This is a genomic window from Sphingomonas sp., assembly GCF_045810705.1.
In the GTDB taxonomy this organism is placed as follows: domain Bacteria; phylum Pseudomonadota; class Alphaproteobacteria; order Sphingomonadales; family Sphingomonadaceae; genus Sphingomicrobium.
The window spans coordinates 54,579-76,742 of sequence record NZ_JBJMVI010000016.1; the positions used below are offsets into that span (position 1 = coordinate 54,579).

Consider the following 22,164-nt stretch of genomic DNA (forward strand, 5'->3'; position numbering starts at 1 on the left):
TTTCCAACGATCTGGAAAGCGCGGGCGTATAGGGGCGCCTCGGTAAATTGGCAAGGAGGCGAGTCGCATGGAACAGCATGAGCAAGGACCAGCCGGCGGGATCACCGCCCACCTCACCATCCGCGACGGCAAGGCCGCCGACGCCATCGCCTTTTACACAAAGGCGTTCGGCGCGGAGGAGATCGGCCGCCACATGGCCGACGACGGCAAAAGGATCATGCACGCCCATCTCAAGCTCAACGGCGGCAACCTGATGCTCAACGATGACTTTCCCGAATTCGGCCATGGCCAGGCCGCCCCGCCGGCGGGGATCACGCTGCACCTCCAGGTGCCCGACGCCGATGCCGCTTGGAACAAAGCGACAGGCGCCGGCGCGGAAGTGCGCTTCCCGATGGCCGACCAGTTCTGGGGCGATCGCTACGGGCAGGTGAAGGACCCGTTCGGCTTCACCTGGTCGATCGGGGCACCGGTCAAGCGGGAGCAGCAGCAGTCGACGGAGCAGCCCGCGACCGCCTGACGCTCACCAGGGGATTTCGGAGCCGTCGCGGCGGAGGAACCGGCCGCTGTCGGCGATCGTCAGCCGCTCGATCAGCCTGCGCATATCGCCGACGCTCTGCTCGGGCGTGATCTCGGCGCCGGCACCGCCCATGCGCGTCTTCACCCAGCCGGGGCTGAGCGCAACAGCGGTGACGCCGCGCGGTTTCGCTTCGAGCGCGAGGCAGCGCCACGCCATGTTGAGCGCGGCCTTCGAGGTGCGGTAGGGGATCCATCCGCCGCCAATGTCGCCGATGCTGCCCAAGCCGCTTGAGATGGCGATCATCTTGCCGCCGTCCACCAGCTTTGGGAGCAGCGCCTGGCCGAGCTGGAAGGGCGCGATGGCGTTGACCATCATCATCTTCTGCCAGTCGCGCGCGTCCTCGGCGCCGCCGGTGTTCATCGGGCGGCTGGTGCCGGCATTGGCGATGAACAGGTCGCGCGGAACGTCGATCTTCGCCGGAAACGCCGCGACGTCATCGGCGTCGGACAGGTCGAGCGGCTCGACGCGGACGCCGAGCGCGTCGAGCTCGGGGCTCGATTGCCTCGCCGTCGCGACCACATCCCAGCCGTCCGCGGCATATTGCCGCGCGAACTCCAGTCCGATTCCGCGGTTCGCGCCGGTGATGAGGAGTGTGGCCATGTCGTTCGCTCCGTTTCTCCCCTCCCTAGCAGGGAGGGGTAGGGGGTGGGTTGAACGTTCGCGCGCATGCGACGGATGCAAGAACTCGCTTCGCTCGCACCCACCCCTCGTTCCCCTCCCTTGAAGGGAGGGGATGCTTAATCGAACAGGCTCGAGACCGACGCCTCGTCGGAAATGCGGCGGATCGCCTCGGCGAGCAGCGGGGCGATGGTCAGGCGGCGGATCTTCGATCCCTTCGGATCAACCTCGCCGGTCCAGATGGTGTCGGTGACGACCAGCTCGCTCAGCTCCGACTTGCCGACCCGCGCGGCAGCGCCGCCGGACAGTACGCCGTGGGTGCAATAAGCGAACACCTCGGTCGCGCCCTGCTGCTTCAGCGCCGCGGCGGCGTTGCACAGGGTCCCGCCCGAATCGACGATGTCGTCGATAAGGACGCAGGTGCGCCCGTCGACGTCGCCGATGATGTTCATGACCTCCGATTCGCCGGCGCGCTCGCGGCGCTTGTCGACGATCGCCAGCGGGGCGTTGTTGAGGCGCTTGGCGAGGCCGCGCGCGCGGACCACGCCGCCGACGTCGGGGGACACCACCAGCAGCTCGCGGTTGCCGAGCCGCGCCTGGATGTCGGCGGCGATCACCGGCGAGGCGAAGAGATTGTCGGTGGGAATGTCGAAAAAGCCCTGGATCTGGCCGGCATGGAGGTCGATCGACAGCACCCGGCTGGCGCCGGCGACGGTAATCAGATTGGCGACCAGCTTGGCCGAGATCGGCGTGCGCGGACCGGGTTTCCGATCCTGCCGCGCGTAGCCGAAATAGGGCAGCACGGCCGTGATCCTTTTGGCCGACGCGCGCCGCAGCGCGTCGATGCAGATGAGCAGCTCCATGAGGTTGTCGTTGGCGGGGTAGCTAGTCGACTGGATCACGAACACGTCTTCGCCGCGGACATTCTCGTTGACCTCGACGAACACTTCCTCGTCGGCGAAGCGGCGCACGCTGGCATCGGTCAGCGGCATTTCCAGATACTCGCAAATCGAGCGGGCCAGCGGCAGGTTGCTGTTCCCGGCGAGCAATTTCATGGCGAGCGTTCCCCCGAGCGGTGAATCGGGCTTTAGCCAGCCAGTCCCGGTCCCGTAAAGGTTGCCCCTCCGACGATCGTCGCTAAATCGCCTGCATGACCGACCGCCTTCGCATTGCGCTCGCGCAGATGAACCAGCGCGTCGGCGACCTCGAGGGCAATGCCGCGGCCATGCTCGACATGCGGCGCAAGGCGAAAGACGCCGACCTGTTGCTGTGCCCGGAGCTGCAGCTGGTCGGCTATCCACCCGAGGATTTGGTGCTGAAGCCGGAGTTCGTCCGGCGGGTCCACGAGTGCACCGACCAACTGGTCGCGGCGACGGCCGAGCCCGGTCCGGCGATGCTGATCGGGACCATCACCAACGAGGGCGGGCAGAACTTCAACACCATGCTTCTGGCGGACGGCGGGAGGGTCATCGGGCGCACGTTCAAGCATGAGCTGCCCAACTACGGCACGTTCGACGAGAAGCGCATTTTCACGCCCGGCCCGCTTCCCGAGCCGATCGTCTGGCGCGGGATCAGGCTCGGCGTGCCGGTGTGCGAGGATATGTGGCTCGAACCGGTCTGCGCGCATCTGGCCGAGCTCGGCGCGGAGCTGTTCCTGGTGCCGCACGGCAGCCCGTTCGAGCTCGACAAGAACCAGACTCGGGAGCGGCTGGGGCGCGCGCGGACGACCAGCACCGGGCTTCCGCTCGTGTTCCTCAACCGCGTCGGCGGGCAGGACGAGCTGGCGTTCGACGGATCGTCGTTCGTCATGCACCCGGACGGCGAGATCGTCGTGCAGATGGCCGATTGGGACGAGGCGTTCCTGGTGACCGAATGGGCGCGGGGCGCGGATGGCTGGCGCTGCGAGACCCGCTTCGACCACGAGCTCGATGCCTTCCCCGCCGATGTCTATCGAGCGATGATGGTTGCGATCCGGGACTATGTCGGCCGCAACGGCTTCCCGGGCGTGATCCTGGGCTTGTCGGGCGGGATCGACAGCGCGCTTTCGGCGGCCGTCGCCGTCGACGCTCTGGGTGCCGACAAGGTGTGGGGCGTGATGCTCCCATCCAAATATACTTCGCCGGAGAGTCTCGAGGACGCGCGCGAATGCGCGAAGCTGCTCGGTTGCCGCCATGACGCCATTTCGATCGCGCCCGGCGTGGATGCCGTCGACGAGATGCTGCCGCAGCTCAGCGGTCTCGCCGCCGAGAATGTCCAGGCGCGCCTCAGGATGGTGACGCTGATGGCACTGTCCAATGCCGGGGGACAAATGCTGCTCACCACTGGCAACAAGAGTGAGATGAGCGTCGGCTATGCCACGCTCTACGGCGACATGGCGGGCGGCTATTCGGTGCTTAAGGATGCGTACAAGACCACTGTCTTCGCGCTTTCACGCTGGCGCAACGCTAGCAAGCCGGAAGGCGCGCTCGGGCCCGACGGTCCGGTGATGCCGGCGCGCGTCATCACCAAGCCGCCGACCGCCGAGCTTCGACCCGGCCAGAAGGACGAGGACAGCCTGCCGCCTTATTCCGTGCTCGACCGGATCCTCGAAGGGCTGGTCGACAAGGAAATGTCGGTGAATGAGGTCGCCATTGCGACCGGCGAGGAGGTTGCATTGGTCGCCGACATCGAAACCAAGCTGCTCAAGGCCGAGTACAAAAGGCGTCAGGCGCCGCCCGGCGTGAAGATTGGTACGCGCAACTTCGGCCGCGACCGGCGCTACCCGATCAGCAATTTCTTCCACACCGGGCCGACCGTGAAGCTGCCGCGATGAGCGCAGGAACATGATGGTCGTCACCCGCTTCGCGCCCTCGCCGACCGGCCGGCTTCACGTCGGCAACATCCGCACCGCGCTGCACAACTTCCTGTTTGCGCGGAAGAATGGCGGGACGTTCATCCTCAGGATCGACGACACCGACCGGGAGCGTTCGACGGCCGAGTTCGACCAGGCGATCCGCGACGATCTCGAGTGGATGGGGCTGACGGCCGACCAAGTCGTTCGCCAGTCGGAACGGTTCGACCTGTATGAGCGCCAGTTCGAGCGGCTGAAGGCGGCCGGCCGCGTCTATGCTTGCTACGAGACCGCCGAGGAGCTCGAACTGCGGCGCAAGGTGCTGCTCGGCCGCGGGCTGCCGCCGGTTTACGAGCGCCAGCCTGCTGACGCCTCGGTGCCCGAGGGCCGCGCGCCGCACTGGCGCTTCCGGCTCGACCATGAGGCGCCGATCACATGGACCGACCTGATCCGTGGATCGCAGCGTTTCGACCCCAAGCTGCTGAGCGATCCGGTCGTCCGGCGCGAGGACGGCAGCTGGCTCTATTTGCTGCCGAGCGTGATCGACGACGTCGACCTCGGCATCACCCATGTGGTGCGAGGCGAGGACCATGTTTCCAACAGCGCGGCGCAGACCCAGATGTTCGACGCGCTGGGCGCGAAGCCGCCGCAGTTCGCTCACGAAGCCTTGCTCGTCGCCGCCGAAGGCAAATTGTCGAAGCGGCTAGGCTCCTATGGGGTGGAGCATCTCCGCGCCGAGGGTGTCGAGCCGATGGCGCTGCTTTCGCTCCTCGCGCGCATCGGAACCTCTCAGCCGATTGAGCCGGCGGCGAGCGTGGACGAACTCGCCGCAGGGTTCGACTTCTCGACCTTCGGGCGAGCGCCCGCGCATTTTGACCCGAAGGACGTCGAAACGTTGAACGCGAAGCTATTGCACCATGCTTCGTATGCTGAAGTGGCCAACGCCATTCTATTGGACGTCTCGGAAAAGGATTTCGATCTTCTGCGCGGAAACATCAGTCGACTCAGCGACTTGGAAGGCTGGCTACCTGTGCTTGATGGCGACATCGAGCCGCCGGAGCTGAGCCACGATGAGCGATTGCTGGTCAAGGAGGCGGCAGGCATTTCGGAGCGCCTCGATTGGTCTGCGGAGCCGTGGCGCGCCTTGACTGAGGAGCTGAAGCGTACGTCCGGAAAAAAAGGCCGCGAGCTGTTCCACCCGCTCCGCCTCGCCCTCACCGGACGCGAGAGCGGGCCAGAGATGGCGGGCCTCGTTGCGCGCATGGGCAGGGATCGCGCCGTCCGCCGACTCGAGGACGCCGCCAAGCGCTAGGACTGGCGAAGGCCCGCGCGCTTCCTTATCTTTGCCCCCATGTCCTGGTTTCCTAGTCCTTCGAGTCCGCGTGCGGCCTTGCGTGATCTTGTGGCGGTGATCCGCCATAGCGGCCGCGAGCAGAGAATTGGCGCGGCGCTTGCGCTGCTGGTGACGGCGATCATCGTCATCGAGTTTCTCGTCGATTCGAAGTTTGGCACCGCGCTGCCGCCGCAGACCACCTATGTCGAGCTCTATCCAGCGAACCGCACCGACGCCGAGATCATCGCCGACCAGAAGAAGGACATGGCGGAAAAGCTCGCCGGCGAGAAAGAAAAGCAGCGCCAATTCCAGAAACTCGAAAAACAGCTCGGGATGTAGCCGCGGCCAAGGGGGCCGACGCGCGCTTCATGGCCGAAGCGCTGCGGCTTGCTGAGGAGGCGCGCGGGCGAAGCGCGCCCAACCCCAATGTCGGCTGCGTCGTCGTCTCACCTGCCGGGCGGATCATCGGGCGCGGAGCCACGGCCAGCGGCGGACGCCCGCACGCTGAAGCTGTGGCGCTAAAGCAGGCCGGTACGCGCGCCGAGGGCGCGACGGTTTACGTGACGCTCGAACCCTGCGCGCATGCCAGCGACCGCGGTCCTGCCTGCACCGACCTGCTGCTCGCGAGGAAACCGGCGCGAGTTGTGATTGCGCTCAAGGATCCCGATCCCCGCACCGCCGGCAAGGGGATCAACCGCCTGCGCCGCGCCGGGATCGAGGTAAGCCTGGGCACTGGGCGCGACGCGGCGAAGCGCTCGCTCGCCGGCTGGCTGACGCGGCTCAATCTCGGCCGCCCGCGGATCACGCTCAAGCTCGCGCTGTCGATCGACGGCAAGATTGCCCTTCCGTCGGGCGAATCGAAATGGATCACCGGCGAAGACGCGCGGCGCCACGTCCATCTGGAGCGCGCGCGCAGCGACATGATCCTCGTCGGCCGCGGCACCTACCTCGCCGACCAGCCGCGGCTGGACGTGCGGCTGCCCGGCCTCGAGCAATCCGCGCCGAGACGCGCGCTGCTGACTCGAGGTGAGGCGGTCGACGGCTGGGAAACGCTGGGAAATCCGCGGGATGTGTACCGACTTCATGACGTCAACGATCTGCTGGTCGAAGGTGGATCGGCGACCGCGACCGCCTTCCTTTCCGAGGACCTGGTCGACCGGATCCTAATCTACCGCGCGCCGATCATCGTCGGCGAGGGCAAGTCGAGCTTCGGCTATGTCGGCCTCGACGCGATTGCCGACGCCCACGACCGGTGGCGGCTGGTGGACGAGCAGCGCCTGGGCGTCGACCGGCTCGAAGTTTACGAGCGCGCGGCCCGGGACTAAGCGCTGAAGCGATGTTCACCGGGATCGTCACCGACGTCGGCACCGTGCGCAGCGCCGAGCAGCGCGGCGATCTCCGGCTGATGATCCGTACGGCCTATGACCTGGGAACCGTCGACATCGGCGCCTCGATCTCCTGCTCGGGCGTGTGTCTCACCGTCGTCGACAAGGGCGAGGACTGGTTCGCCGTCGACGTCTCGGGCGAAACCATGTCCAAGACCGCGCCGGACCATTGGCATGAGGGCGCCAAGCTCAACCTCGAGCGCGCGCTTCGCCTCGGCGACGAGCTCGGAGGGCATATCGTCACCGGCCATGTCGACGCGGTCGCTGAGGTTGTCGGCACTTGCCCCGAGGGCGATTCGGCGAGGATCGGTGTGCGCGTCCCGCGCGAGCTCGCGCCGATGATCGCGCCCAAGGGCTCAGTGACGCTCGATGGCGTGTCGCTGACGGTCAACGACGTGCGTGACGCGGACGACGGAAGCACCCATTTCTCGGTCAACATCATCCCCCACACGGGCCAGTGCACGACGCTTGGCGAGCTTGGCCAGGGACAACAGCTCAATGTCGAGATTGACGTGCTCGCCCGGTATATCGACCGCATGCTTGCCGTTAGATCACAGTAGGAACATCATTGTTCCTTCTTTCCATCACATCGCAATGTGATATCTGGGGCGCATGAGCACGACTCTCATCGAGCGCCTGAACGCCATCATCGAAACCGGCGAAGTCAGCCGAGCCGGCCTTGCGCGGGCGGCCGGGCTTCACCCCAACTCGCTGCGCAAGCTTGGGGCGCCCGACTGGAACCCCACCGCCGACACCCTCGGGCGGCTCGAAAAGCTGATCCAGCGCGGCTCGGGCGACGTGCTGGTCGGACCCGAAGAGATTATCAACGAGGCCCGCAACGGCCGCATGTTCATCCTCGTCGACGACGAGGATCGCGAAAACGAGGGCGACCTCATCATTCCCGCCCAAATGGCGACGCCGGACGCGGTCAATTTCATGGCCCGCCACGGGCGCGGCCTGATCTGCCTCGCGCTGACCAAGGACCGCGCCGACCATCTCGGCCTCGAGCCGATGACACGCACCAACCGCAGCCGCAACGAGACCGCGTTCACCGTCTCGATCGAGGCCAAGGAGGGCATCACCACCGGGATCAGCGCCGCCGACCGCGCGCGCACCATCGCCGTCGCCATCGACGCGACCTATGGCCCGGAAGCGATCGTCTCGCCCGGTCATGTCTTCCCGCTGATCGCCAGGCCGGGCGGTGTCCTCGTCCGCGCCGGCCATACCGAGGCCGCGGTCGATGTCTCGCGTTTGGCCGGGCTCAATCCCAGCGGAGTCATCTGCGAGATCATGCGCGAGGACGGGACCATGGCCCGGCTCGACGATTTAATGGATTTCGCCCGCGCCCACGGCCTCAAGATCGGCACCATCCGCGACCTCATCGCCTACCGCCTGAAGAAAGATCATCTGGTCGAACGCGTGGCCATCGCGCCATTCACCGCCGGCAGCGGCCTGCCCTGGCAGGCGCAGGTGTTCCGCGACAAGTCGAGCGGCGAGGAGCAGCTGGCGCTGGTCTACGGCACGCTCGATCCGGAAAAGCCGGCGCTGGTGCGGATGCACAGCCTCGACCTGTTTGCCGACGTGATCGGCGAATCCTGCCCGCGCTCCGGCGTTCTCCAGGGCGCGATGCGGATGATCGAGCAGGAAGGCTCGGGCGTCGTCGTCGCGCTGCACGCCGCGGCGCCGGGCTCGCTGTCGCGCTCGATCGATCTTCGCGCCGGCAAGCCGGTCGAGGGCGGCGATGCGGTGCGCGGCTATGGTACAGGCGCGCAGATCCTCGCCGCGCTTGGCATCCACGACATGATCCTGCTGTCGAACTCGCACCACGCGCCCGTCGGCCTGTCGGGCTACGGGCTCGCCATCGTCGAGGAACGTCCGATCGAGGTGGACGCCTGATGTCCACCATTCTCCTGGTCGAAGCTCGCTTTTATCCGCACCTCAACGACCTGCTGCTCGGCGGCGCGCGCAAGGCCGTCGAAGCCGCCGGCCACAAGCACGAGACCCTGACCGTGCCCGGCGCGCTGGAGATCCCGGGCGCGATCGCGCTTGCCGCGCGCAGCGGCCGCTTTTGCGCTTTCGTCGGCCTCGGCGTCATCATCCGCGGTGAGACTTATCATTTCGAAATCGTCTCGAACGAAAGCGCGCGTGGCATCATGGACCTGACGCTCCAAGGCTTCGCGATCGGCAACGGCATCCTCACCGTCGAGAATGAGGCGCAAGCCGTCGCCCGTTGCGATCCCGCCCAGCTTGACAAGGGCGGCGGCGCAGCCAAGGCCGCGCTTGCGCTCTACGAGCTCCGCGAGCAATACGCGCCCTAGGCGGCTTGCGCTTGCTCCAGCGTCGGATAATCGACGTAGCCCGCCGCGCCGCCAGAATAAAAGGTTGAAGGGTCGCCGTCGTTGAGCGGCGCGCCGAGGGCAATCCGCGCCACCAGGTCGGGGTTGGCAATGAACAGCCTGCCGATGCTGACCGCGTCGGCATCGCCGGCGGTGACCCGCTCGAATGCGTCGCGCCAGTCATAGTCGCTGTTGATGATGATCTTGCCCGAATAGAGCGCGCGCATCACCGGGCTAACCGGCTCGGTCGGGACGGCGCCGGCCGAGGTCGGGCGGCGCGGTTCGCGAAGCTCGATCCACGGCACCTTCAGCTCCTCCAGCCGCTTGGCGACCGCCTCGAACAACAGCAACGGATCAGTGTCTTCGACTCCCTGCGAATAGATGTTGGGAGAAAAGCGGATGCCGACCTTGTCCATGCCGATCGCCGCGCCGACGGCTTCGAGTGCCTCGGTCATGAACTGCAATCGGTTGTCGATCGATCCGCCATATTCGTCGACGCGGAAATTGGCGCCATCGCGCAGGAATTGGTCGATCAAATAACCATTGGCGGCGTGGATCTGGACCCCGTCGAACCCGGCGCGGATCGCGTTGCGCGCAGCGGCCGCATAGTCGCCAACGATCCGGCGGACGTCGTGGTGCGCGGCCGCGCGCGGTTCGACGTAGGGCAGCTTGCCCTCCCACGTGTGCGCGTAGTCGGGCGCCGTCACGGCCGAGGACGACACCGGTTCCATTCCACTGACGTTCGGATGGACCAGTCGGCCCATGTGCCACAGCTGGGCGGCGATGCGCCCGCCATGGTGGTGGACGGCGTCGGTGACGCGCGTCCAGCCTTCGACCTGGGCCTCGTTCCACAAGCCTGGCGCACCCGGCCAGCCGAGCCCTTCTCGGCTGATCCCCGTCGCTTCGGAAATGATCAGCCCGGCACCGGCACGCTGCGCATAATAAGCGGCCATCAGCTCGTTCGGCACGGCGTCGCGGCCGGCGCGGGCGCGGGTCAGCGGCGCCATCACGAAACGGTTGGGAAGCTCGAGCGAACCGAGCCTCAGTGGATCGAACAAACCGGACATCTGCACTCCTTCAGCGTGGCGCCACTCAGTCCGCCTAAAAATAGTTGCAGATTGAAACTCTACAACCGCGATTGGCTTTCGGTCCCGATAAGTCAGGCTTATCGCGCAGCCGAGACTTCCGTCTTTCGCAGGCCCCACGCAGACCCTATCGAAGCTCGATGCGCGACGCCGATCATCGATTTGCCTTCCCCGCCGTGCTTATCGGCAGCTGCGCGCTGGCGTTCGGGCCGTGGCTGGTGCGGCTGTCGGGGGTCGGTCCGGTCGCCGCGGGTTTTTGGCGTCTCGCGCTCGCGCTGCCGTTCCTGTTCGCGATTGCCGCGGTGACTCGGCAGCCGGTGCATTGGCCCGGCCGCCGCCTCGGCCTGCTCGTCGCGGTCGCCGCATTCTTCTTCGCCGCGGACCTCGCCGCCTGGCACGTCGGCATCCACATGACCAAGCTCGGCAATGCGACCCTGTTCGGCAACGTCTCAAGCTTCGGCTTCGCCGCCTGGGGGCTATGGCTCGCGCGGCGCTGGCCGTCGCGGCTGCAGGCTGTTGCGCTCGGCCTTGCCGCGGTCGGGGCCGCCTTGCTGATGGGCAGCAGCTTCGAGCTCAGCCCGCGCCACTTCGCTGGCGACCTGCTGTGCCTGCTCGCGGGGCTCCTCTACGTCGGTTACCTCATTGCCGTGCAGCATGGCCGCGGTAGCTTGAAACCGCTGCCACTGCTGTTCCTGGCAAGCGCGTTCGGCGCCGCCATGCTGTTGCCCCTTTCGCTCGGGCTGGGTGAGCGGATCGTGCCGAGCGACTGGACCTATGTGTTGCTGCTCGCGCTCGGCAGCCAGGTGATCGGCCAGGGGCTGCTGGTCTACGGCATCGGCCACGTCCCGCCGCTGGTCGTTGGCCTTGCGCTGCTGACCCAGCCAGCAATCTCCGCCTTCGTCGGGTGGAGCGCCTACGGCGAAACCCTGTCGCCGGCAGACTGGCTCGGCGCGGCGGCGATCGGCGCCGCACTGGTGCTCGTGCGGCTGCCTGAGCGGGGCTTGCGCCAGGCTGCCGTCCAGCCCAGTTGAGCCGCATGGATCGCGTGAGTCCGCTCGAGCAGTTTCGGCGCCGCCTCGCGCTCGCCGTTGGCGAGAATGCGGTGTTCGACGGCTGGACCAGGGCAGCGGTCGACAGCGCTGCGGCGCAACTCGGCGTCGATCCGGTGCAAGCGCGGCTCGCCATGCCCAAGACGCAGTCGGGGATGATCGACGTCTACATCCAGGAGGTCGATCGCGCGCTGGAGGCCTGGTTCACGCCCAAGCGGCTCCAAGGCATGAAGATCCGCGAAAAGATCCGCTCGCTCGTCTGGCACCGGCTGGAGATCATGGGACCCGCGCGGGAAGCCGTGCGCCGCGCGCTGGCGATCCTCGCGATGCCGAAGAACCTGCCGCTGGCGCTGCGCATCTCGTGGCGCAGCACGGACCTCATGTGGCGCATTTCCGGCGATACCAGCACCGACTTCAACCACTACACCAAGCGCCTGACGCTCGGCGCGGTCTATGGGTCGACGCTGCTGGCGTGGCTCGACGACCAGAGCGAGAACTGGACCGAAACCGCCGCCTTCCTGGACCGCCGAATCGACGACGTCATGCGGTTCGAGAAGTTCAAAGCCGAGTGGCGGGGGTCGTCCGACCGTCTCAGCCTGTCGCGCTTCCTCGGGCGGCTGCGCTACCCGCCCAGGTGAAGCCCCCTTTTGCGGGCGAAGTCCCGCTTCCACTTTGGTGTGGAAATTCTAATTCGTAAATGATAATCAGTCGCAATAATGAATACGCCCTTCGTTCCTGATGCGATCAGCCTCGACCGCCTGCCACTGGGCACGGTCGGGCGCGTGGCCTCGGTCGACTGGGCATCGCTCGACGAGGGCGAGGCTTGCCGCCTGCGCCAATTCGGCTTCGATGAGGGCGTGACCGTCGAGCCGCTGCACCTCGGCCCATTCGGCCGCGACCCGATTGCCATCCGCGTCGGGCGCATGACGGTTGCGATCCGGCGCAAGCATGCGGGCGCGATCGGCGTAACTCCGCTCAAAAGGTGAACCCGCTTCCGCTCGTTGCGGTGGCCGGCAATCCGAATGCCGGCAAAAGCGCATTGTTCAACGCCTTGACCGGCGCGCGCCAGAAGGTCGCCAACTATCCCGGAGTGACGGTCGAGCGCCATTCGGGACGCGTGACGCTGGCCGACGGTCGCCCGGTCGAGATGGTCGACCTGCCGGGCTCCTACAGTCTCGACCCGGCTAGCCCCGACGAAGCGGTGACCCGCGACGTGCTCCTCGGCAAGCAGAAAGGCGAGCGCCAGCCCGACGCCCTGGTGATCGTGCTCGATGCCTCCAACCTCGACAACCACCTGCGCTTCTGCCTCCAGCTGATCGAGCTCGGCCTGCCCACCATTGTCGCGCTCAACATGATCGACCTCGCCAGGCGCGACGGGCTCGAGCTCGATCCCAAGATCCTCGAGCGCCAGCTTGGCGTGCCGGTGATCGAGACGATCGCGGTGCGCCGCCGCGGGATCGCCGAGCTGCAGGCCGCGCTCGACGACATGCTCTCGGCGCCGTTCTGCGGCGTGCACCAGCATGTGAAGAGCGACCTCATCCACCTCCAGCGGCGTGCGCGCGAGATCGCGAGCGCCGCCGTCATCAGCGAAACGCCGGTGCGCCGCTGGACTCACCGCCTCGATGCCGTGCTGCTCCACCCGGTGCTTGGACCGATCATCCTGGCGGTGATCATGTTCGTCATGTTCCAGGCGGTATTCGCGTGGAGCGAGACTCCCAAGTCGTGGCTCGAGGACGGCGTCGCCTGGCTATCCAACGTGGTCACCGGCGCGCTTCCGGCGGGGCTGCTCCGCTCGCTGATCGTGGACGGCGCGATTGCCGGGGTCGGCGCGGTCATCACCTTCCTGCCGCAGATCCTGATCCTGTTCTTCTTCATCCTTCTGCTCGAAGGCACCGGCTATATGGTCCGCGCCGCCTTCCTGATGGACCGGCTGATGCACGGCGTTGGCCTGTCGGGCCGGGCGTTCATCCCGCTGCTATCGAGCTTCGCCTGCGCCGTGCCGGGGATCATGGCGACGAGGACGATCGACGACCCCAAGGACCGGCTGACGACGATTCTCGTCGCGCCGCTCATGACCTGCTCGGCCCGCCTTCCGGTCTACACGCTGATCATCGCGGCGTTCATCCCCAACACCCGGCTGGCCTGGGGCGTCGGCCTGCAGGGCGTCGTAATGCTTGGCCTGTATCTCACCGGCATTTTCGGGGCTTTGCTGGCCGCCCTCGTCCTCCGCCGCGGCGTGCTCAAGGGCCGCGGAAGCGGCTTCATGATGGAGCTGCCCAAATATCAATGGCCGCCGTTGAAGGACCTGGGAATCGGCATCCTCACCCGGGCCCAGATCTTCCTCAAGCGCGCGGGAACGATCATCCTCGGCACCACGATCATCCTGTGGGCGCTGGCCAGCGTTCCGCAGGCCGGCCCCGGCCAGAAGCAGAGCGACGTGTCGATCGCGGGCAAGATCGGCAAGGGCATCGAAACCGTCGTCAAGCCGATCGGCTTCAACCACGACATCAGCATGGCCTTGCTCCCCGCGATGGCCGCGCGCGAGGTCGCGGTGAGCGCGATCGCGACGGTCTATTCGATCGATTCGCCGGACGGGAAGGCAGGTGCAACCACGCTCCAGGACAAGCTCCAGCACCGCTGGAGCCTGGCCACTGCGCTGGCTTTCCTCGCCTGGTTCGTCTTCGCCCCGCAGTGCATCTCGACCATCGCCGTCACGCGCCGGGAGACCAATGGCTGGAAGTGGCCGCTGTTCATGGTCGGCTATCTGTTTGTCCTCGCCTACGCCTTCGCCGGCCTAACTTACTGGACCGCCGTCGCGCTGGGCGTTTGATGTCACTCCGGCAACTGGCACACCAGTTCGACAAGCCGGCCATCGGGATCGCGCAGGTATCCAGCATAATAATTAGGATGCACATTCGGCGCTAAGGCGGGCGGCCGATCGGTCTTGTGATCAGCCGCTCTGGCCGCCTCCCAGGCCTCGTCTACGGTTTGCCGGCTTGAGGCGGCGAATGCGAAATGGACGTGGGCCGAGGGCGCGCCATCGACAAGGAAAAGATCGAGCGAGCCGTCAGAGCCGAATCCCTTCGACGCACCGTCAACCTTCAGACTGTAGCCGAGCGGGCCGAGCACGTCGGCATAGAAGCGGACGGATTCCTGCATTTTGCGTGTTTGCAGTTCGAGATGGTCGATCATGTGGGTTCTACCTTTGGCATGAGCTTTACTGTAGACGGCGCTGTTGCATATTTACTGCGAAATATGGGATATATGTGCATAAAGCTTGCGCCCTTGGGGAAATCACGGTGGTATCTCGCAGTCTGGATCGGATCGACAAGCTGCTCCTCGAAGAGCTCCAGCTCGATGCCTCGAGGACGAACGATGAGCTCGCCGAGCGCATCGGTCTGTCCCCGTCGGCGGCGAGCCGCCGGCTGCAGCGCCTGCACAATGCGAAAGTGATTGAGCGGACAATTGCCATCGTTGACCCCCTGACGGCCGGTAGTCGCGCTCTCCTTGTGGTCGGCATCGAGGTCGAACGGGAACGCCCGGAGCTGGTCGAGCCGCTTCGCCGCTGGCTGCGCAGGGAATCGTGGGTCCAGCAGGCCTATTACGTCACCGGCAGTGCCGATTATGTGCTGGTGGTGAGCGCGCCCGACATCGGCGCCTTCGACGAGTTCATGACCAGGATGATGATCGACAATCCGAACGTGCGTCGTTTTACGACCAACGTGACCATGACTGTGATCAAGCACGGCCTTTTTGTGCCGGTCGACTGACAGCCGCTTGCAGGGATGTTTCGCCAGGTTTAGCGGTTGGCCCAGCAACAAGCGGAAAGCGTGGCGATATGGCGGGCGTGAACAAGGTGATCCTGGTCGGCAACCTCGGCGCGGACCCCGAGGCGCGCTCGCTCAACAACGGCGGCGAAGTGGTCAACATGCGCATCGCCACGTCCGAGCAGTGGAAGGACCGCGACGGCAACCGCCAGGAGCGGACCGAGTGGCACAATGTCGTGATCTTCAACGAGAATTTGGGCCGCGTCGCCAAGAGCTATTTGCGCAAGGGGTCGAAGGTGTACGTCGAAGGCCAGATCCAGACCCGCAAATGGACCGACCAGTCGGGGAACGACCGCTACACGACCGAGGTCGTGCTCCAGAAGTTCCGCGGCGAGCTTCAGCTGCTCGACAGCCGTGACGGCGGCGGCGGCGGCCGCGGCGCTTTCAATGAAGACTTCGGCGGGGACGATTCCGGGGGTGGCGCCCCGGTGAAGTCCCAGTCGCGCCCGCAGCCGGCGGCCTTCGATACCGATCTCGACGACGATGTCCCTTTCTGACGGGTGCGGGGCACTCGTCTAGGCGGGAGCATCCTTTCTAGGTTTCGTCATTCTTCCTGAGCTTCGCCAGGACCGCGAACGGGCCCGCCTGCTCTTCGGTCAGCACGCCCGCTTCCTTGAGGCTCGCCTCGGCACCCGCGCTGCGTGGATAGGGGTCGAGGCTGAGCGCGAGCGTGTCCGCGATCGCGGTGCCGAGGTCGATCGCGGCGCCGTCGTAGAAAACGGTATCGCAGTCCGCCTCGCCAAGCTCGATCTCGTCCTCGGTCGCGCCGCCCGGCGGATCGGGCATGAACAGCAGCGAGAAGGGCTCGTCGACGTGCGCGGCGACCGGATCACCGGTGACCACACAGGCCTGGTCGAGCGCGGCGGTCAGCCGTCCCTCGGCTCGTATCACCTCCCCGGTGCGCGCGATGCAGACGTGCGCTTCGAGCCGTTCGAGCGACGCGAGGCCGAGCCGCTTGGCGACGTCGCGCCGCTCCGTCTCATCGGCGACGAGGTCGAGCCGCTCGCCGTCGCGGACCTGGTCGAGCCGCAAATGGTGCGCGAAACGGTCTGTCATGCGATCTTCCCTTGTTCGAGGTCGGCGAGCGGAGTCGCCTCGAGGCGCCGCGCGAGCTCGCGGAGTGCACCGGTGCTGTACTGCAGCGGCGCTTCGGCGATGTCCCCCCTGTACAGGCTGTCGCGAGTCGCTTGGGTCCACTCATCATTCGCGTCGCGCCATAGATCGGTTCGCCTCGCCAGCATCCCGACCAGCTTGCGGATGGTCTTACCCAACGTCGGATCGCCAAGGCCGAGCTCGCGATGCTCGCTTTCCATGACTTCGATAAATCGTTCGGTGAGGGCCACCGACGCCGCATGACCGGCCTCACCCTCGCGCTCAAGCCGGACGAGCACCAAAGCGGCGATCGTCGCCAGCACCGCAAAGCGCCCGTCGAGCGTGTCGGGCACGGCTCCCTCGACGTACCACGAGCGGCGCCGGGCTTCGTCGGTGACGGCGCCGAACGGCGCCTCGCCCCTCGCCGGCTGCGCGGTTAATCCCCGGAACAGGAAACCCAGCATAATCCTTCGGCTTCGACTAAGGCCAAGCGAAGAGTTGCGTCGCTTCTCGCCACCCGCATATTGAGGCGCTACAGCCCGCTGGCAAGGCTGCAATCACCGGCGCGGCGGCGCCCATTGAAGGTTCTGACGAGATGAAGTTTGGGGTTTTGAGCACGACAGCGGCGGCGCTGCTCCTCGCGGGCTGCGCGCAAATCCACCAGCATAAAGGCGTGGTGCTCGACAGCCAGCTGGTCGCCGGCGTCCAGCCCGGCGTCGACAATAAGGATTCGGTTGAGAAGCTGCTCGGCCGGCCGAGCTTTACCGGTCAATTCACGCCCAACGAATGGTATTATGTCTCGCGCGACGTGAACCAGGTGGCGTTCCGCAACCCGCATGTCACGAAGCAGACGGTGTTGATGGTCCGCTTCGATCAGAAGGGCAACGTCGCCGCGGTCCAGCGCACCGGCAAGGAACTGGTGATGAACGTCAAGCCGAGCGGCAGGCAAACCCCGGTTCTCGGCCGCAAGCGCAGCTTCTTCGAGGAGCTGTTCGGCAATATCGGCAGCGTCGGTGCGCCCGGCCTGCCGGGCCAGGGCGGCGGTAGCGGGCAGTAGTCGCCCCGCGCTTCCGCGCAGCTGCCGTTTCGCTTAAGCCGTCGCCATGACCGCGACGCCCGCCGGCATCACCTATGCCGATTATCTGAAGCTCGATCAGCTGCTGTCGGCGCAGCAGCCGCTGTCGGGCCTTCACGACGAAATGCTGTTCATCATCATCCACCAGACCAAGGAGCTGTGGATGAAGCAGATGCTCCACGAGCTGGAGCTTGCGATTGCGCTGGTCGAGAAGGACAGCTTCGCGCCTGCGTATAAGGCGCTGGCGCGGGTCAGCCGAATCCAGTCGGTGATGACGCTGTCGTGGGACGTTCTTTCGACGCTCACCCCGGTCGACTATCTGGCCTTCCGTGACGTTCTCGGCACCTCGTCGGGTTTCCAGTCGGTGCAGTTCCGTGAGATCGAATATCGCCTCGGCTTGAAGGACCCGGCCTATCTGCAGCACTGCCCAGAAGGCAGCGCCGATCGGGCGCGTCTCCAGGCGGCGCTCGACAGCACCAGCTTGCGTGAGGCGTCGATAGCCGCGCTCCAGCGCGCGGGCTTTGAAGTGGGGGACGCGTCGACCGAAGCGCTCGCCGCTGCGTGGCTCGAGGTTTATCGCGACGCGGACCGCTGGTTCGAGCTCTACCAGCTCGCCGAGAAGCTGGTCGACCTCGACGATGCGCTCGCCATGTGGCGCCACAAGCATGTGCTGACGGTCGAGCGGATCATCGGCAACAAGCGCGGGACGGGCGGCTCGGCGGGTGCGGCCTACCTCCGCTCGACGCTGGAGAAGCGCGTGTTTCCCGAGCTCTGGGCGCTGAGGACCGATCTTTGAGTTTCAAAGGCCTGTTCAGCCGGAGCCTTGGCGCCGATCCCGAACGCCTGCACTTCGCCGCGCACAGCCATCACCTGTGGCCCGATGCGAGTTTCGAGGGACACGTCGAGGCGTGGAACGACGCCGCCCGGCTCGCCGACCGCAAGTGGGACAAGGTGATGGACGAGGTCTGGCCCGCCGCCCAGGCCGAGGTCGCCGCCGAGCTCGGCACGGGACAGCCGGATGCGATCGTCTTCGCGCCGAACACGCATGATTTTCTGGTCAGCCTGATCACCGCCGCGCCGCGGCGCGGCTTCGGCCCACTCCGGATTCTCACCAGCGATGGCGAATTCCACAGCGCGCGCCGCCAATTCGCGCGCTGGGCGGAAGAAGCTTGGGTTGCAGTCGACCGAATCGCCGCCGAACCGTTCGATAGCTTCGCCGAGCGCTTCCTCGCCGCTGCACAATCCGGCGACCACGACTTCATTTTCGTGAGCCAATTGCTGTTCGGCAGCGGGCGGATTTTCGGCCGCGTGGACGAGCTTGCCGCTTTGGGACGGCCCGACGGCCCGTGGGTCGTAGTCGACGGCTATCACGCTTTCATGGCGCTCGACCGCCCGTTCGCCGGCGCCGTCGGGGACAGTGCCTTCTATCTCGGCGGCGGCTACAAATATGCGATGTCGGGTGAGGGCTGCGCCTTCATGCACGCCCCGGCCGGCTTCGGTCCGCGCCCGCGGATCACCGGCTGGTTCGCCGAGTTCGAAGATTTGACCCTACCGCCCGGCAGCGTCGGCTATGCCAAGGACGCGAGCCGCTACCTCGGCGCGACCTTCGATCCCAGCGCTCTCTACCGCTTCACCGCGGTGCGGCGGATGCTCGCGGAAAACGCTCTCACGACGGAAGGCATTTCCGCCCATACGGCAGGCCTTCAAGAGCGTTTGCTCGGAAGCGTCGCCGGCACCGCGCTCGCCGATGCGGAGCTGCTGAACCCGCTCGACGGCGGGCCGCACGCGCGCTTTCTCGCCTTCCGCAGCCCCAATGCGCAGCGCTGGTATGCCACGCTCAAGGCGAGGAATTGCATCACCGATGTGCGCGGCGACGTGCTGAGGCTCGGGTTCGGCATCTACCAGGACGAAGGCGACGTCGACGGCCTTGTCCGCCTGCTGGGGGAAATCAAATGACTGGCACCGCGGATCTGCGCAGGACGAGCGCCGCGCTCGTCCTCGCCCTCCTGCTCATCGCGTACGTCTTCAATTATCTCGACCGGCAAATCCTCGGCATCCTCGCGGGCTCGATCATCGCCGACCTGCACCTCACCGACAGGCAGTTCGGGGCATTGAGCGGGCCGCCATTCGCGATCCTCTACTCGGTCCTCGGCATCCCTTTCGCCTATCTCGCGGACCGCACGAGCCGCAGCCGCGTGATTGCCGCCGCGGTGGCGTTCTGGAGCGCCTTCACCGGACTGTGCGGCATTGCCGGTTCCTTCTGGCAGTTGTTCGTCTTCCGCATGGGCGTCGGCATCGGCGAAGCGGGCGGTGTCGCCCCCTCCTACGCACTGATCGCCGATTATTTCGAGCCGCGCCGCCGCGCCCGAGCGCTGGCAATCTTCTCGCTCGGTGTACCGATCGGACTGTCGCTCGGCACCGTGCTCGGGGCCTATATCGCGCACGCCATCAGCTGGCGCGCGGCCTTTTACACCATGGGCATTGCCGGAATCCTGCTCGCCCCGGTCATGCTCATCGTCGTGCGCGACGTTCGGCGTCCACATCTGCCCAGCGCCCCCCCGATTGGCCAGGTGTTCCCGATGCTCGCACGCAAGCCGGTTTTCTGGCTGATGGCCTTCGCAGCCTCCTCGAGTTCCTTGTGCGGTTACGGTCTCGCGGTGTGGACACCCTCGGTGCTCGAGCGAAGCTTCCATCTCGGCCTGATCGAGCGCGGGCAGTTCATGGGATCGGTCGTGTTCCTCGGCGGATGTACCGGAGTCCTCGCCGGTGGCTGGCTCGCAGACCGCCTGGGCGCGTTGGATCGCGGCTGGTACGCGAAGCTCCCCGCAATCGCGTGGCTGATCACCGCGCCGACTTTCGCCGCCGGGCTGATGGCACCCAGCCTGTGGCTCGCCTGGCCGCTGTTGCTGATCCCCAACGCCCTCAACATCCTGTGGCTCGGGCCCGTGATCACCGCGGTCCAGCATCTCGTCCCGCGACCGATGCGAGCCACGGCCTCCGCGAGCTTCCTGCTCATCAACAATCTGGTTGGGCTGGGAATCGGACCGTTTCTCATCGGCGGATTGTCCGACGCGCTAAAGCACAGTTACGGGGTCGAGGCGCTTCGCTATGCCGCTGTCGCCTGCACATCTTTCTATGTCCTGGCGGCGCTGCTCATGCTGCTCTGTGTCTCGCGCTTGAGGCGAAGTTGGGTCGACGACGTTGCCGCATAGCTAACTACCTGAACAGCAAAGACATTTCAGGTTCAGGCGAATGCGCTAGGGTGCAAGTTCCATCCGTTCAGGCGATGGAACGGTGCAGCGAACGGGCCGTTTTCACCGTTCGAAAGGAGATTCTCATGTCCAAGCTGTTTCTCGCCGCGGGCGTCGCCGCCTTGGCGATCGCGAGCGCGGCTGCAGCAAAGCCCGGCGGTGGTGGCGGCGGCGGTAATCCGCACGGCAATGGTGGCGGCAATGGTGGCGGCGCTCCCCAAGCGGCTCCCGGCGGCGGTGGTGGCGGCGGCGGTCACGGCCACGGCGGCGGTGGCGGTGGTGGCGGCGGTGCCGCTCCGGACTTCGTTGGCGGCGGCGGCGGCGGTGGCCACGGACATGGCGGCGGCGGCCAAGCCCCGATGTTCATGGGTGGCGGCGGACGCGGCCACGGCGGCGGAGGCGGCGGCGGAGGCGGAGGCTATACGCCAATGTATGCCGGCGGCGGCGGCGGTGGCGGCGGTCACGGTCACGGCGGCGGCTTCGCCGCGCCGCAAATGCGCGTCGAGCGCCAACAGGCGCGCCAACAGTCGCGCGGGTTCGAGCGCCAGCAGGCGCGTCAGCAATCGCGTGGCTTCGAGCGCCAGCAGGCGCGTCAGCAGTCGCGCGGGTTCGAGCGTCAGCAGGCGCGTCAGCAATCGCGCGGGTTCGAGCGCCAGCAGGCGCGTCAGCAATCGCGCGGGTTCGAACGTCAGCAGTCCCGGATGGCCGAGCGCCAGCAGTTCCAGGGCACCCGCGGCCAGCAGATCCAGCAGCAGCAGGCATTTGCCCAGCAACAGCAGCTCGGCGGGCGCTTCAATGGCAAGCAGGCGAAATTTGCGGACCGGCAGTTTGCGCAGGACTATAATCGGACGCCGTACCAGGCACTGACCTACGCCAATGACGTGCAGGTCGTGCCGTACAACCAGGTCGAGCGCTTCGTCGGCGTTCCGGTGGCGCAGGTCACCAACTTCGTCGGCCTGAGCGCCCTGCCGGCGCAGATCCAGTACCTCTATCCGGATACGCCCAATTATTATTACCAATATGGCGACGGCTATTTGTACCAGGTCGACCGCGGCACCAGCCTGATCGATGCGCTGATCCCGCTGCTGGCTGGCGGATATCTGCCGGGCCAGTATCTGCCCCAGCCGTACATGGCGAGCTACGTGCCCAATTATTACGGGCTGAACTCGTTCTACCCCGACTACGGGGATACCTGTAATCGCTATGCCAACGGCGTGATCTACGAGGTCGACTGTGCGACGGGCTATGTCGAGGACGTCATCCCGATGTATGCCGGCGGCTACGGCGTCGGTCAGATCCTGCCGACGGCCTATAATTACTACAATGTGCCGATGCAGTACCGCAGCGTCTACTACGACACGCCGAACTACGGCTATTGGTATTCGCCGGGCGCGATCTATCAATATGACCAGCGCAGCAGCCTGATCACCTCGGTGGCGGCGCTGATGTCGCCGGGGTTCACGATCGGCCAGCAGCTTCCGCTCGGCTACGACGCGTACAACGTGCCCTACGATTATCGGGCGACCTACTATGACACCTCGAACGCCTGGTACCGGTACAACAACGGCTACATCTACCAGGTCGACCCGGTGACGCAGGTCGTCACGGCGATCGTCGCGTCGCTGCTGACCTAAACTCGGCATGACAAATGGCCCGGCGCGGAACCCAAGCCTCGCCGGGCCATTTCGCACCAAGAACAAAGACGG

At 66.2% G+C, this 22,164-nt stretch carries 26 protein-coding genes; 19 read left to right on the forward strand and 7 right to left on the reverse strand.

All coding sequences use genetic code 11. The features are described from left to right. The first annotated feature begins 67 nt into the window (after positions 1–67). Entirely contained in the window at positions 68–517 is a 450-nt protein-coding gene (locus tag ACJ8FR_RS07630) for a VOC family protein (RefSeq protein WP_407828032.1), read from the forward strand. Positions 518–520: 3 nt separating this feature from the next. On the opposite strand, the gene ACJ8FR_RS07635 is transcribed toward ACJ8FR_RS07630, so the two are convergent. Together ACJ8FR_RS07635 and ACJ8FR_RS07640 are read right to left on the reverse strand one after the other, a co-directional pair. Beyond that, positions 521–1,177 (reverse strand): SDR family oxidoreductase, encoded by a 657-nt coding sequence (locus ACJ8FR_RS07635; protein ID WP_407828033.1) that lies wholly within the window; start codon positions 1,175–1,177, stop codon positions 521–523. A gap of 137 nt (positions 1,178–1,314) precedes the next feature. After that, positions 1,315–2,250 carry a ribose-phosphate pyrophosphokinase gene (locus ACJ8FR_RS07640; RefSeq protein WP_407828034.1) on the reverse strand — a complete coding sequence of 312 codons (936 nt, stop codon included), beginning with the start codon at positions 2,248–2,250 and terminating at the stop codon, positions 1,315–1,317. Positions 2,251–2,345: 95 nt separating this feature from the next. Here ACJ8FR_RS07640 and ACJ8FR_RS07645 point away from each other — a divergent pair, with 95 nt between their 5' ends. The 7 genes from ACJ8FR_RS07645 (at position 2,346) to ribH (ending at position 9,061) form a co-directional block, all read left to right on the forward strand. Continuing rightward, a complete protein-coding gene (locus ACJ8FR_RS07645) occupies positions 2,346–4,007 on the forward strand; it encodes an NAD+ synthase (protein WP_407828035.1) in 1,662 nt (553 codons plus the stop codon). A gap of 13 nt (positions 4,008–4,020) precedes the next feature. Further along, positions 4,021–5,337, forward strand: a complete 1,317-nt coding sequence (gltX, locus tag ACJ8FR_RS07650) for a glutamate--tRNA ligase (RefSeq protein ID WP_407828103.1) — start codon at positions 4,021–4,023, stop codon at positions 5,335–5,337. A gap of 96 nt (positions 5,338–5,433) precedes the next feature. After that, positions 5,434–5,697: a hypothetical protein gene (locus tag ACJ8FR_RS07655; RefSeq protein WP_407828036.1), complete on the forward strand. Its 264-nt coding sequence runs from the start codon at positions 5,434–5,436 to the stop codon at positions 5,695–5,697. 29 nt (positions 5,698–5,726) lie between these two features. Then, the gene (gene ribD / locus ACJ8FR_RS07660; RefSeq protein WP_407828037.1) at positions 5,727–6,683 is read left to right on the forward strand and encodes a bifunctional diaminohydroxyphosphoribosylaminopyrimidine deaminase/5-amino-6-(5-phosphoribosylamino)uracil reductase RibD; all 957 of its coding nucleotides are present in this window, start codon (positions 5,727–5,729) and stop codon (positions 6,681–6,683) included. A gap of 11 nt (positions 6,684–6,694) precedes the next feature. Further along, the gene (locus tag ACJ8FR_RS07665; RefSeq protein ID WP_407828038.1) at positions 6,695–7,303 is read left to right on the forward strand and encodes a riboflavin synthase; all 609 of its coding nucleotides are present in this window, start codon (positions 6,695–6,697) and stop codon (positions 7,301–7,303) included. Between the two features lie 52 nt (positions 7,304–7,355). Beyond that, on the forward strand, positions 7,356–8,639 hold the full coding sequence (gene ribB / locus ACJ8FR_RS07670; protein WP_407828039.1) for a 3,4-dihydroxy-2-butanone-4-phosphate synthase: 1,284 nt from the start codon (positions 7,356–7,358) through the stop codon (positions 8,637–8,639). Beyond that, positions 8,639–9,061 (forward strand): 6,7-dimethyl-8-ribityllumazine synthase, encoded by a 423-nt coding sequence (gene ribH / locus ACJ8FR_RS07675; RefSeq protein WP_407828040.1) that lies wholly within the window; start codon positions 8,639–8,641, stop codon positions 9,059–9,061. Before ribB ends, ribH begins: the two co-directional genes overlap by 1 nt. On the opposite strand, the gene ACJ8FR_RS07680 is transcribed toward ribH, so the two are convergent. After that, positions 9,058–10,146 carry an alkene reductase gene (locus tag ACJ8FR_RS07680; RefSeq protein ID WP_407828041.1) on the reverse strand — a complete coding sequence of 363 codons (1,089 nt, stop codon included), beginning with the start codon at positions 10,144–10,146 and terminating at the stop codon, positions 9,058–9,060. The genes ribH and ACJ8FR_RS07680 overlap by 4 nt on opposite strands. A gap of 158 nt (positions 10,147–10,304) precedes the next feature. Between ACJ8FR_RS07680 and ACJ8FR_RS07685 the strand changes: the two genes are divergently transcribed. From ACJ8FR_RS07685 to ACJ8FR_RS07700, 4 genes are all read left to right on the forward strand, one after another. Next, a complete protein-coding gene (locus ACJ8FR_RS07685) occupies positions 10,305–11,195 on the forward strand; it encodes a DMT family transporter (protein WP_407828042.1) in 891 nt (296 codons plus the stop codon). Positions 11,196–11,200: 5 nt separating this feature from the next. Further along, positions 11,201–11,851 carry a COQ9 family protein gene (locus tag ACJ8FR_RS07690; RefSeq protein ID WP_407828043.1) on the forward strand — a complete coding sequence of 217 codons (651 nt, stop codon included), beginning with the start codon at positions 11,201–11,203 and terminating at the stop codon, positions 11,849–11,851. A gap of 78 nt (positions 11,852–11,929) precedes the next feature. Beyond that, a complete protein-coding gene (locus ACJ8FR_RS07695; RefSeq protein ID WP_407828044.1) occupies positions 11,930–12,199 on the forward strand; it encodes a ferrous iron transport protein A in 270 nt (89 codons plus the stop codon). Further along, positions 12,196–14,043: a ferrous iron transporter B gene (locus tag ACJ8FR_RS07700; protein ID WP_407828045.1), complete on the forward strand. Its 1,848-nt coding sequence runs from the start codon at positions 12,196–12,198 to the stop codon at positions 14,041–14,043. Before ACJ8FR_RS07695 ends, ACJ8FR_RS07700 begins: the two co-directional genes overlap by 4 nt. Positions 14,044–14,045: 2 nt before the next feature. On the opposite strand, the gene ACJ8FR_RS07705 is transcribed toward ACJ8FR_RS07700, so the two are convergent. After that, positions 14,046–14,405 (reverse strand): VOC family protein, encoded by a 360-nt coding sequence (locus tag ACJ8FR_RS07705; RefSeq protein ID WP_407828046.1) that lies wholly within the window; start codon positions 14,403–14,405, stop codon positions 14,046–14,048. Positions 14,406–14,512: 107 nt separating this feature from the next. Here ACJ8FR_RS07705 and ACJ8FR_RS07710 point away from each other — a divergent pair, with 107 nt between their 5' ends. Together ACJ8FR_RS07710 and ssb are read left to right on the forward strand one after the other, a co-directional pair. Next, positions 14,513–14,983, forward strand: a complete 471-nt coding sequence (locus ACJ8FR_RS07710; RefSeq protein ID WP_407828047.1) for an Lrp/AsnC family transcriptional regulator — start codon at positions 14,513–14,515, stop codon at positions 14,981–14,983. A gap of 68 nt (positions 14,984–15,051) precedes the next feature. Further along, complete coding sequence (ssb, locus tag ACJ8FR_RS07715; RefSeq protein WP_407828048.1) at positions 15,052–15,537, forward strand: single-stranded DNA-binding protein; 486 nt, start codon at positions 15,052–15,054, stop codon at positions 15,535–15,537. 37 nt (positions 15,538–15,574) lie between these two features. Here ssb and ACJ8FR_RS07720 read toward each other — a convergent pair whose 3' ends face one another. Together ACJ8FR_RS07720 and ACJ8FR_RS07725 are read right to left on the reverse strand one after the other, a co-directional pair. Beyond that, positions 15,575–16,096, reverse strand: a complete 522-nt coding sequence (locus tag ACJ8FR_RS07720; protein ID WP_407828049.1) for a YceD family protein — start codon at positions 16,094–16,096, stop codon at positions 15,575–15,577. Continuing rightward, positions 16,093–16,596 carry a ubiquinol-cytochrome C chaperone family protein gene (locus tag ACJ8FR_RS07725; RefSeq protein WP_407828050.1) on the reverse strand — a complete coding sequence of 168 codons (504 nt, stop codon included), beginning with the start codon at positions 16,594–16,596 and terminating at the stop codon, positions 16,093–16,095. Before ACJ8FR_RS07725 ends, ACJ8FR_RS07720 begins: the two co-directional genes overlap by 4 nt. Before the next feature lie 146 nt (positions 16,597–16,742). On the opposite strand from ACJ8FR_RS07725, the gene ACJ8FR_RS07730 reads away from it, so the two are divergent. The 4 genes from ACJ8FR_RS07730 to ACJ8FR_RS07745 are packed head-to-tail and all read left to right on the forward strand — an operon-like array spanning position 16,743 to position 20,419. Further along, a complete protein-coding gene (locus ACJ8FR_RS07730; protein WP_407828051.1) occupies positions 16,743–17,189 on the forward strand; it encodes an outer membrane protein assembly factor BamE in 447 nt (148 codons plus the stop codon). A 46-nt stretch (positions 17,190–17,235) separates the two neighbouring features. Further along, entirely contained in the window at positions 17,236–18,003 is a 768-nt protein-coding gene (locus ACJ8FR_RS07735) for a tryptophan 2,3-dioxygenase (protein WP_407828052.1), read from the forward strand. Further along, a complete protein-coding gene (locus ACJ8FR_RS07740; RefSeq protein WP_407828053.1) occupies positions 18,000–19,163 on the forward strand; it encodes a class V aminotransferase in 1,164 nt (387 codons plus the stop codon). The genes ACJ8FR_RS07735 and ACJ8FR_RS07740 overlap by 4 nt, the downstream gene beginning before the upstream one ends. Beyond that, positions 19,160–20,419: a spinster family MFS transporter gene (locus ACJ8FR_RS07745; RefSeq protein ID WP_407828054.1), complete on the forward strand. Its 1,260-nt coding sequence runs from the start codon at positions 19,160–19,162 to the stop codon at positions 20,417–20,419. Before ACJ8FR_RS07740 ends, ACJ8FR_RS07745 begins: the two co-directional genes overlap by 4 nt. A 32-nt stretch (positions 20,420–20,451) precedes the next feature. Here the strand turns inward: ACJ8FR_RS07745 and ACJ8FR_RS07750 are convergent, their stop codons facing one another. Then, a complete protein-coding gene (locus tag ACJ8FR_RS07750; protein ID WP_407828055.1) occupies positions 20,452–21,231 on the reverse strand; it encodes a hypothetical protein in 780 nt (259 codons plus the stop codon). Here ACJ8FR_RS07750 and ACJ8FR_RS07755 point away from each other — a divergent pair. Then, complete coding sequence (locus ACJ8FR_RS07755; RefSeq protein ID WP_407828056.1) at positions 21,160–22,092, forward strand: hypothetical protein; 933 nt, start codon at positions 21,160–21,162, stop codon at positions 22,090–22,092. The genes ACJ8FR_RS07750 and ACJ8FR_RS07755 overlap by 72 nt on opposite strands. The last annotated feature ends 72 nt before the right edge of the window (positions 22,093–22,164 follow it).

Bases quoted from the DNA above. Each gene is read 5' to 3' on its own strand.
- ACJ8FR_RS07630 (WP_407828032.1), top strand. From the start codon at position 68: ATGGAACAGCATGAGCAAGGACCAGCCGGCGGGATCACCGCCCACCTC.
- ACJ8FR_RS07635 (WP_407828033.1), bottom strand. From the start codon at position 1,177: ATGGCCACACTCCTCATCACCGGCGCGAACCGCGGAATCGGACTGGAG.
- ACJ8FR_RS07640 (WP_407828034.1), bottom strand. From the start codon at position 2,250: ATGAAATTGCTCGCCGGGAACAGCAACCTGCCGCTGGCCCGCTCGATT.
- ACJ8FR_RS07645 (WP_407828035.1), top strand. From the start codon at position 2,346: ATGACCGACCGCCTTCGCATTGCGCTCGCGCAGATGAACCAGCGCGTC.
- gltX (WP_407828103.1), top strand. From the start codon at position 4,021: ATGGTCGTCACCCGCTTCGCGCCCTCGCCGACCGGCCGGCTTCACGTC.
- ribD (WP_407828037.1), top strand. From the start codon at position 5,727: ATGGCCGAAGCGCTGCGGCTTGCTGAGGAGGCGCGCGGGCGAAGCGCG.
- ACJ8FR_RS07665 (WP_407828038.1), top strand. From the start codon at position 6,695: ATGTTCACCGGGATCGTCACCGACGTCGGCACCGTGCGCAGCGCCGAG.
- ribB (WP_407828039.1), top strand. From the start codon at position 7,356: ATGAGCACGACTCTCATCGAGCGCCTGAACGCCATCATCGAAACCGGC.
- ribH (WP_407828040.1), top strand. From the start codon at position 8,639: ATGTCCACCATTCTCCTGGTCGAAGCTCGCTTTTATCCGCACCTCAAC.
- ACJ8FR_RS07680 (WP_407828041.1), bottom strand. From the start codon at position 10,146: ATGTCCGGTTTGTTCGATCCACTGAGGCTCGGTTCGCTCGAGCTTCCC.
- ACJ8FR_RS07685 (WP_407828042.1), top strand. From the start codon at position 10,305: ATGCGCGACGCCGATCATCGATTTGCCTTCCCCGCCGTGCTTATCGGC.
- ACJ8FR_RS07690 (WP_407828043.1), top strand. From the start codon at position 11,201: ATGGATCGCGTGAGTCCGCTCGAGCAGTTTCGGCGCCGCCTCGCGCTC.
- ACJ8FR_RS07695 (WP_407828044.1), top strand. From the start codon at position 11,930: ATGAATACGCCCTTCGTTCCTGATGCGATCAGCCTCGACCGCCTGCCA.
- ACJ8FR_RS07705 (WP_407828046.1), bottom strand. From the start codon at position 14,405: ATGATCGACCATCTCGAACTGCAAACACGCAAAATGCAGGAATCCGTC.
- ssb (WP_407828048.1), top strand. From the start codon at position 15,052: ATGGCGGGCGTGAACAAGGTGATCCTGGTCGGCAACCTCGGCGCGGAC.
- ACJ8FR_RS07720 (WP_407828049.1), bottom strand. From the start codon at position 16,096: ATGACAGACCGTTTCGCGCACCATTTGCGGCTCGACCAGGTCCGCGAC.
- ACJ8FR_RS07725 (WP_407828050.1), bottom strand. From the start codon at position 16,596: ATGCTGGGTTTCCTGTTCCGGGGATTAACCGCGCAGCCGGCGAGGGGC.
- ACJ8FR_RS07735 (WP_407828052.1), top strand. From the start codon at position 17,236: ATGACCGCGACGCCCGCCGGCATCACCTATGCCGATTATCTGAAGCTC.
- ACJ8FR_RS07745 (WP_407828054.1), top strand. From the start codon at position 19,160: ATGACTGGCACCGCGGATCTGCGCAGGACGAGCGCCGCGCTCGTCCTC.
- ACJ8FR_RS07755 (WP_407828056.1), top strand. From the start codon at position 21,160: ATGGCCGAGCGCCAGCAGTTCCAGGGCACCCGCGGCCAGCAGATCCAG.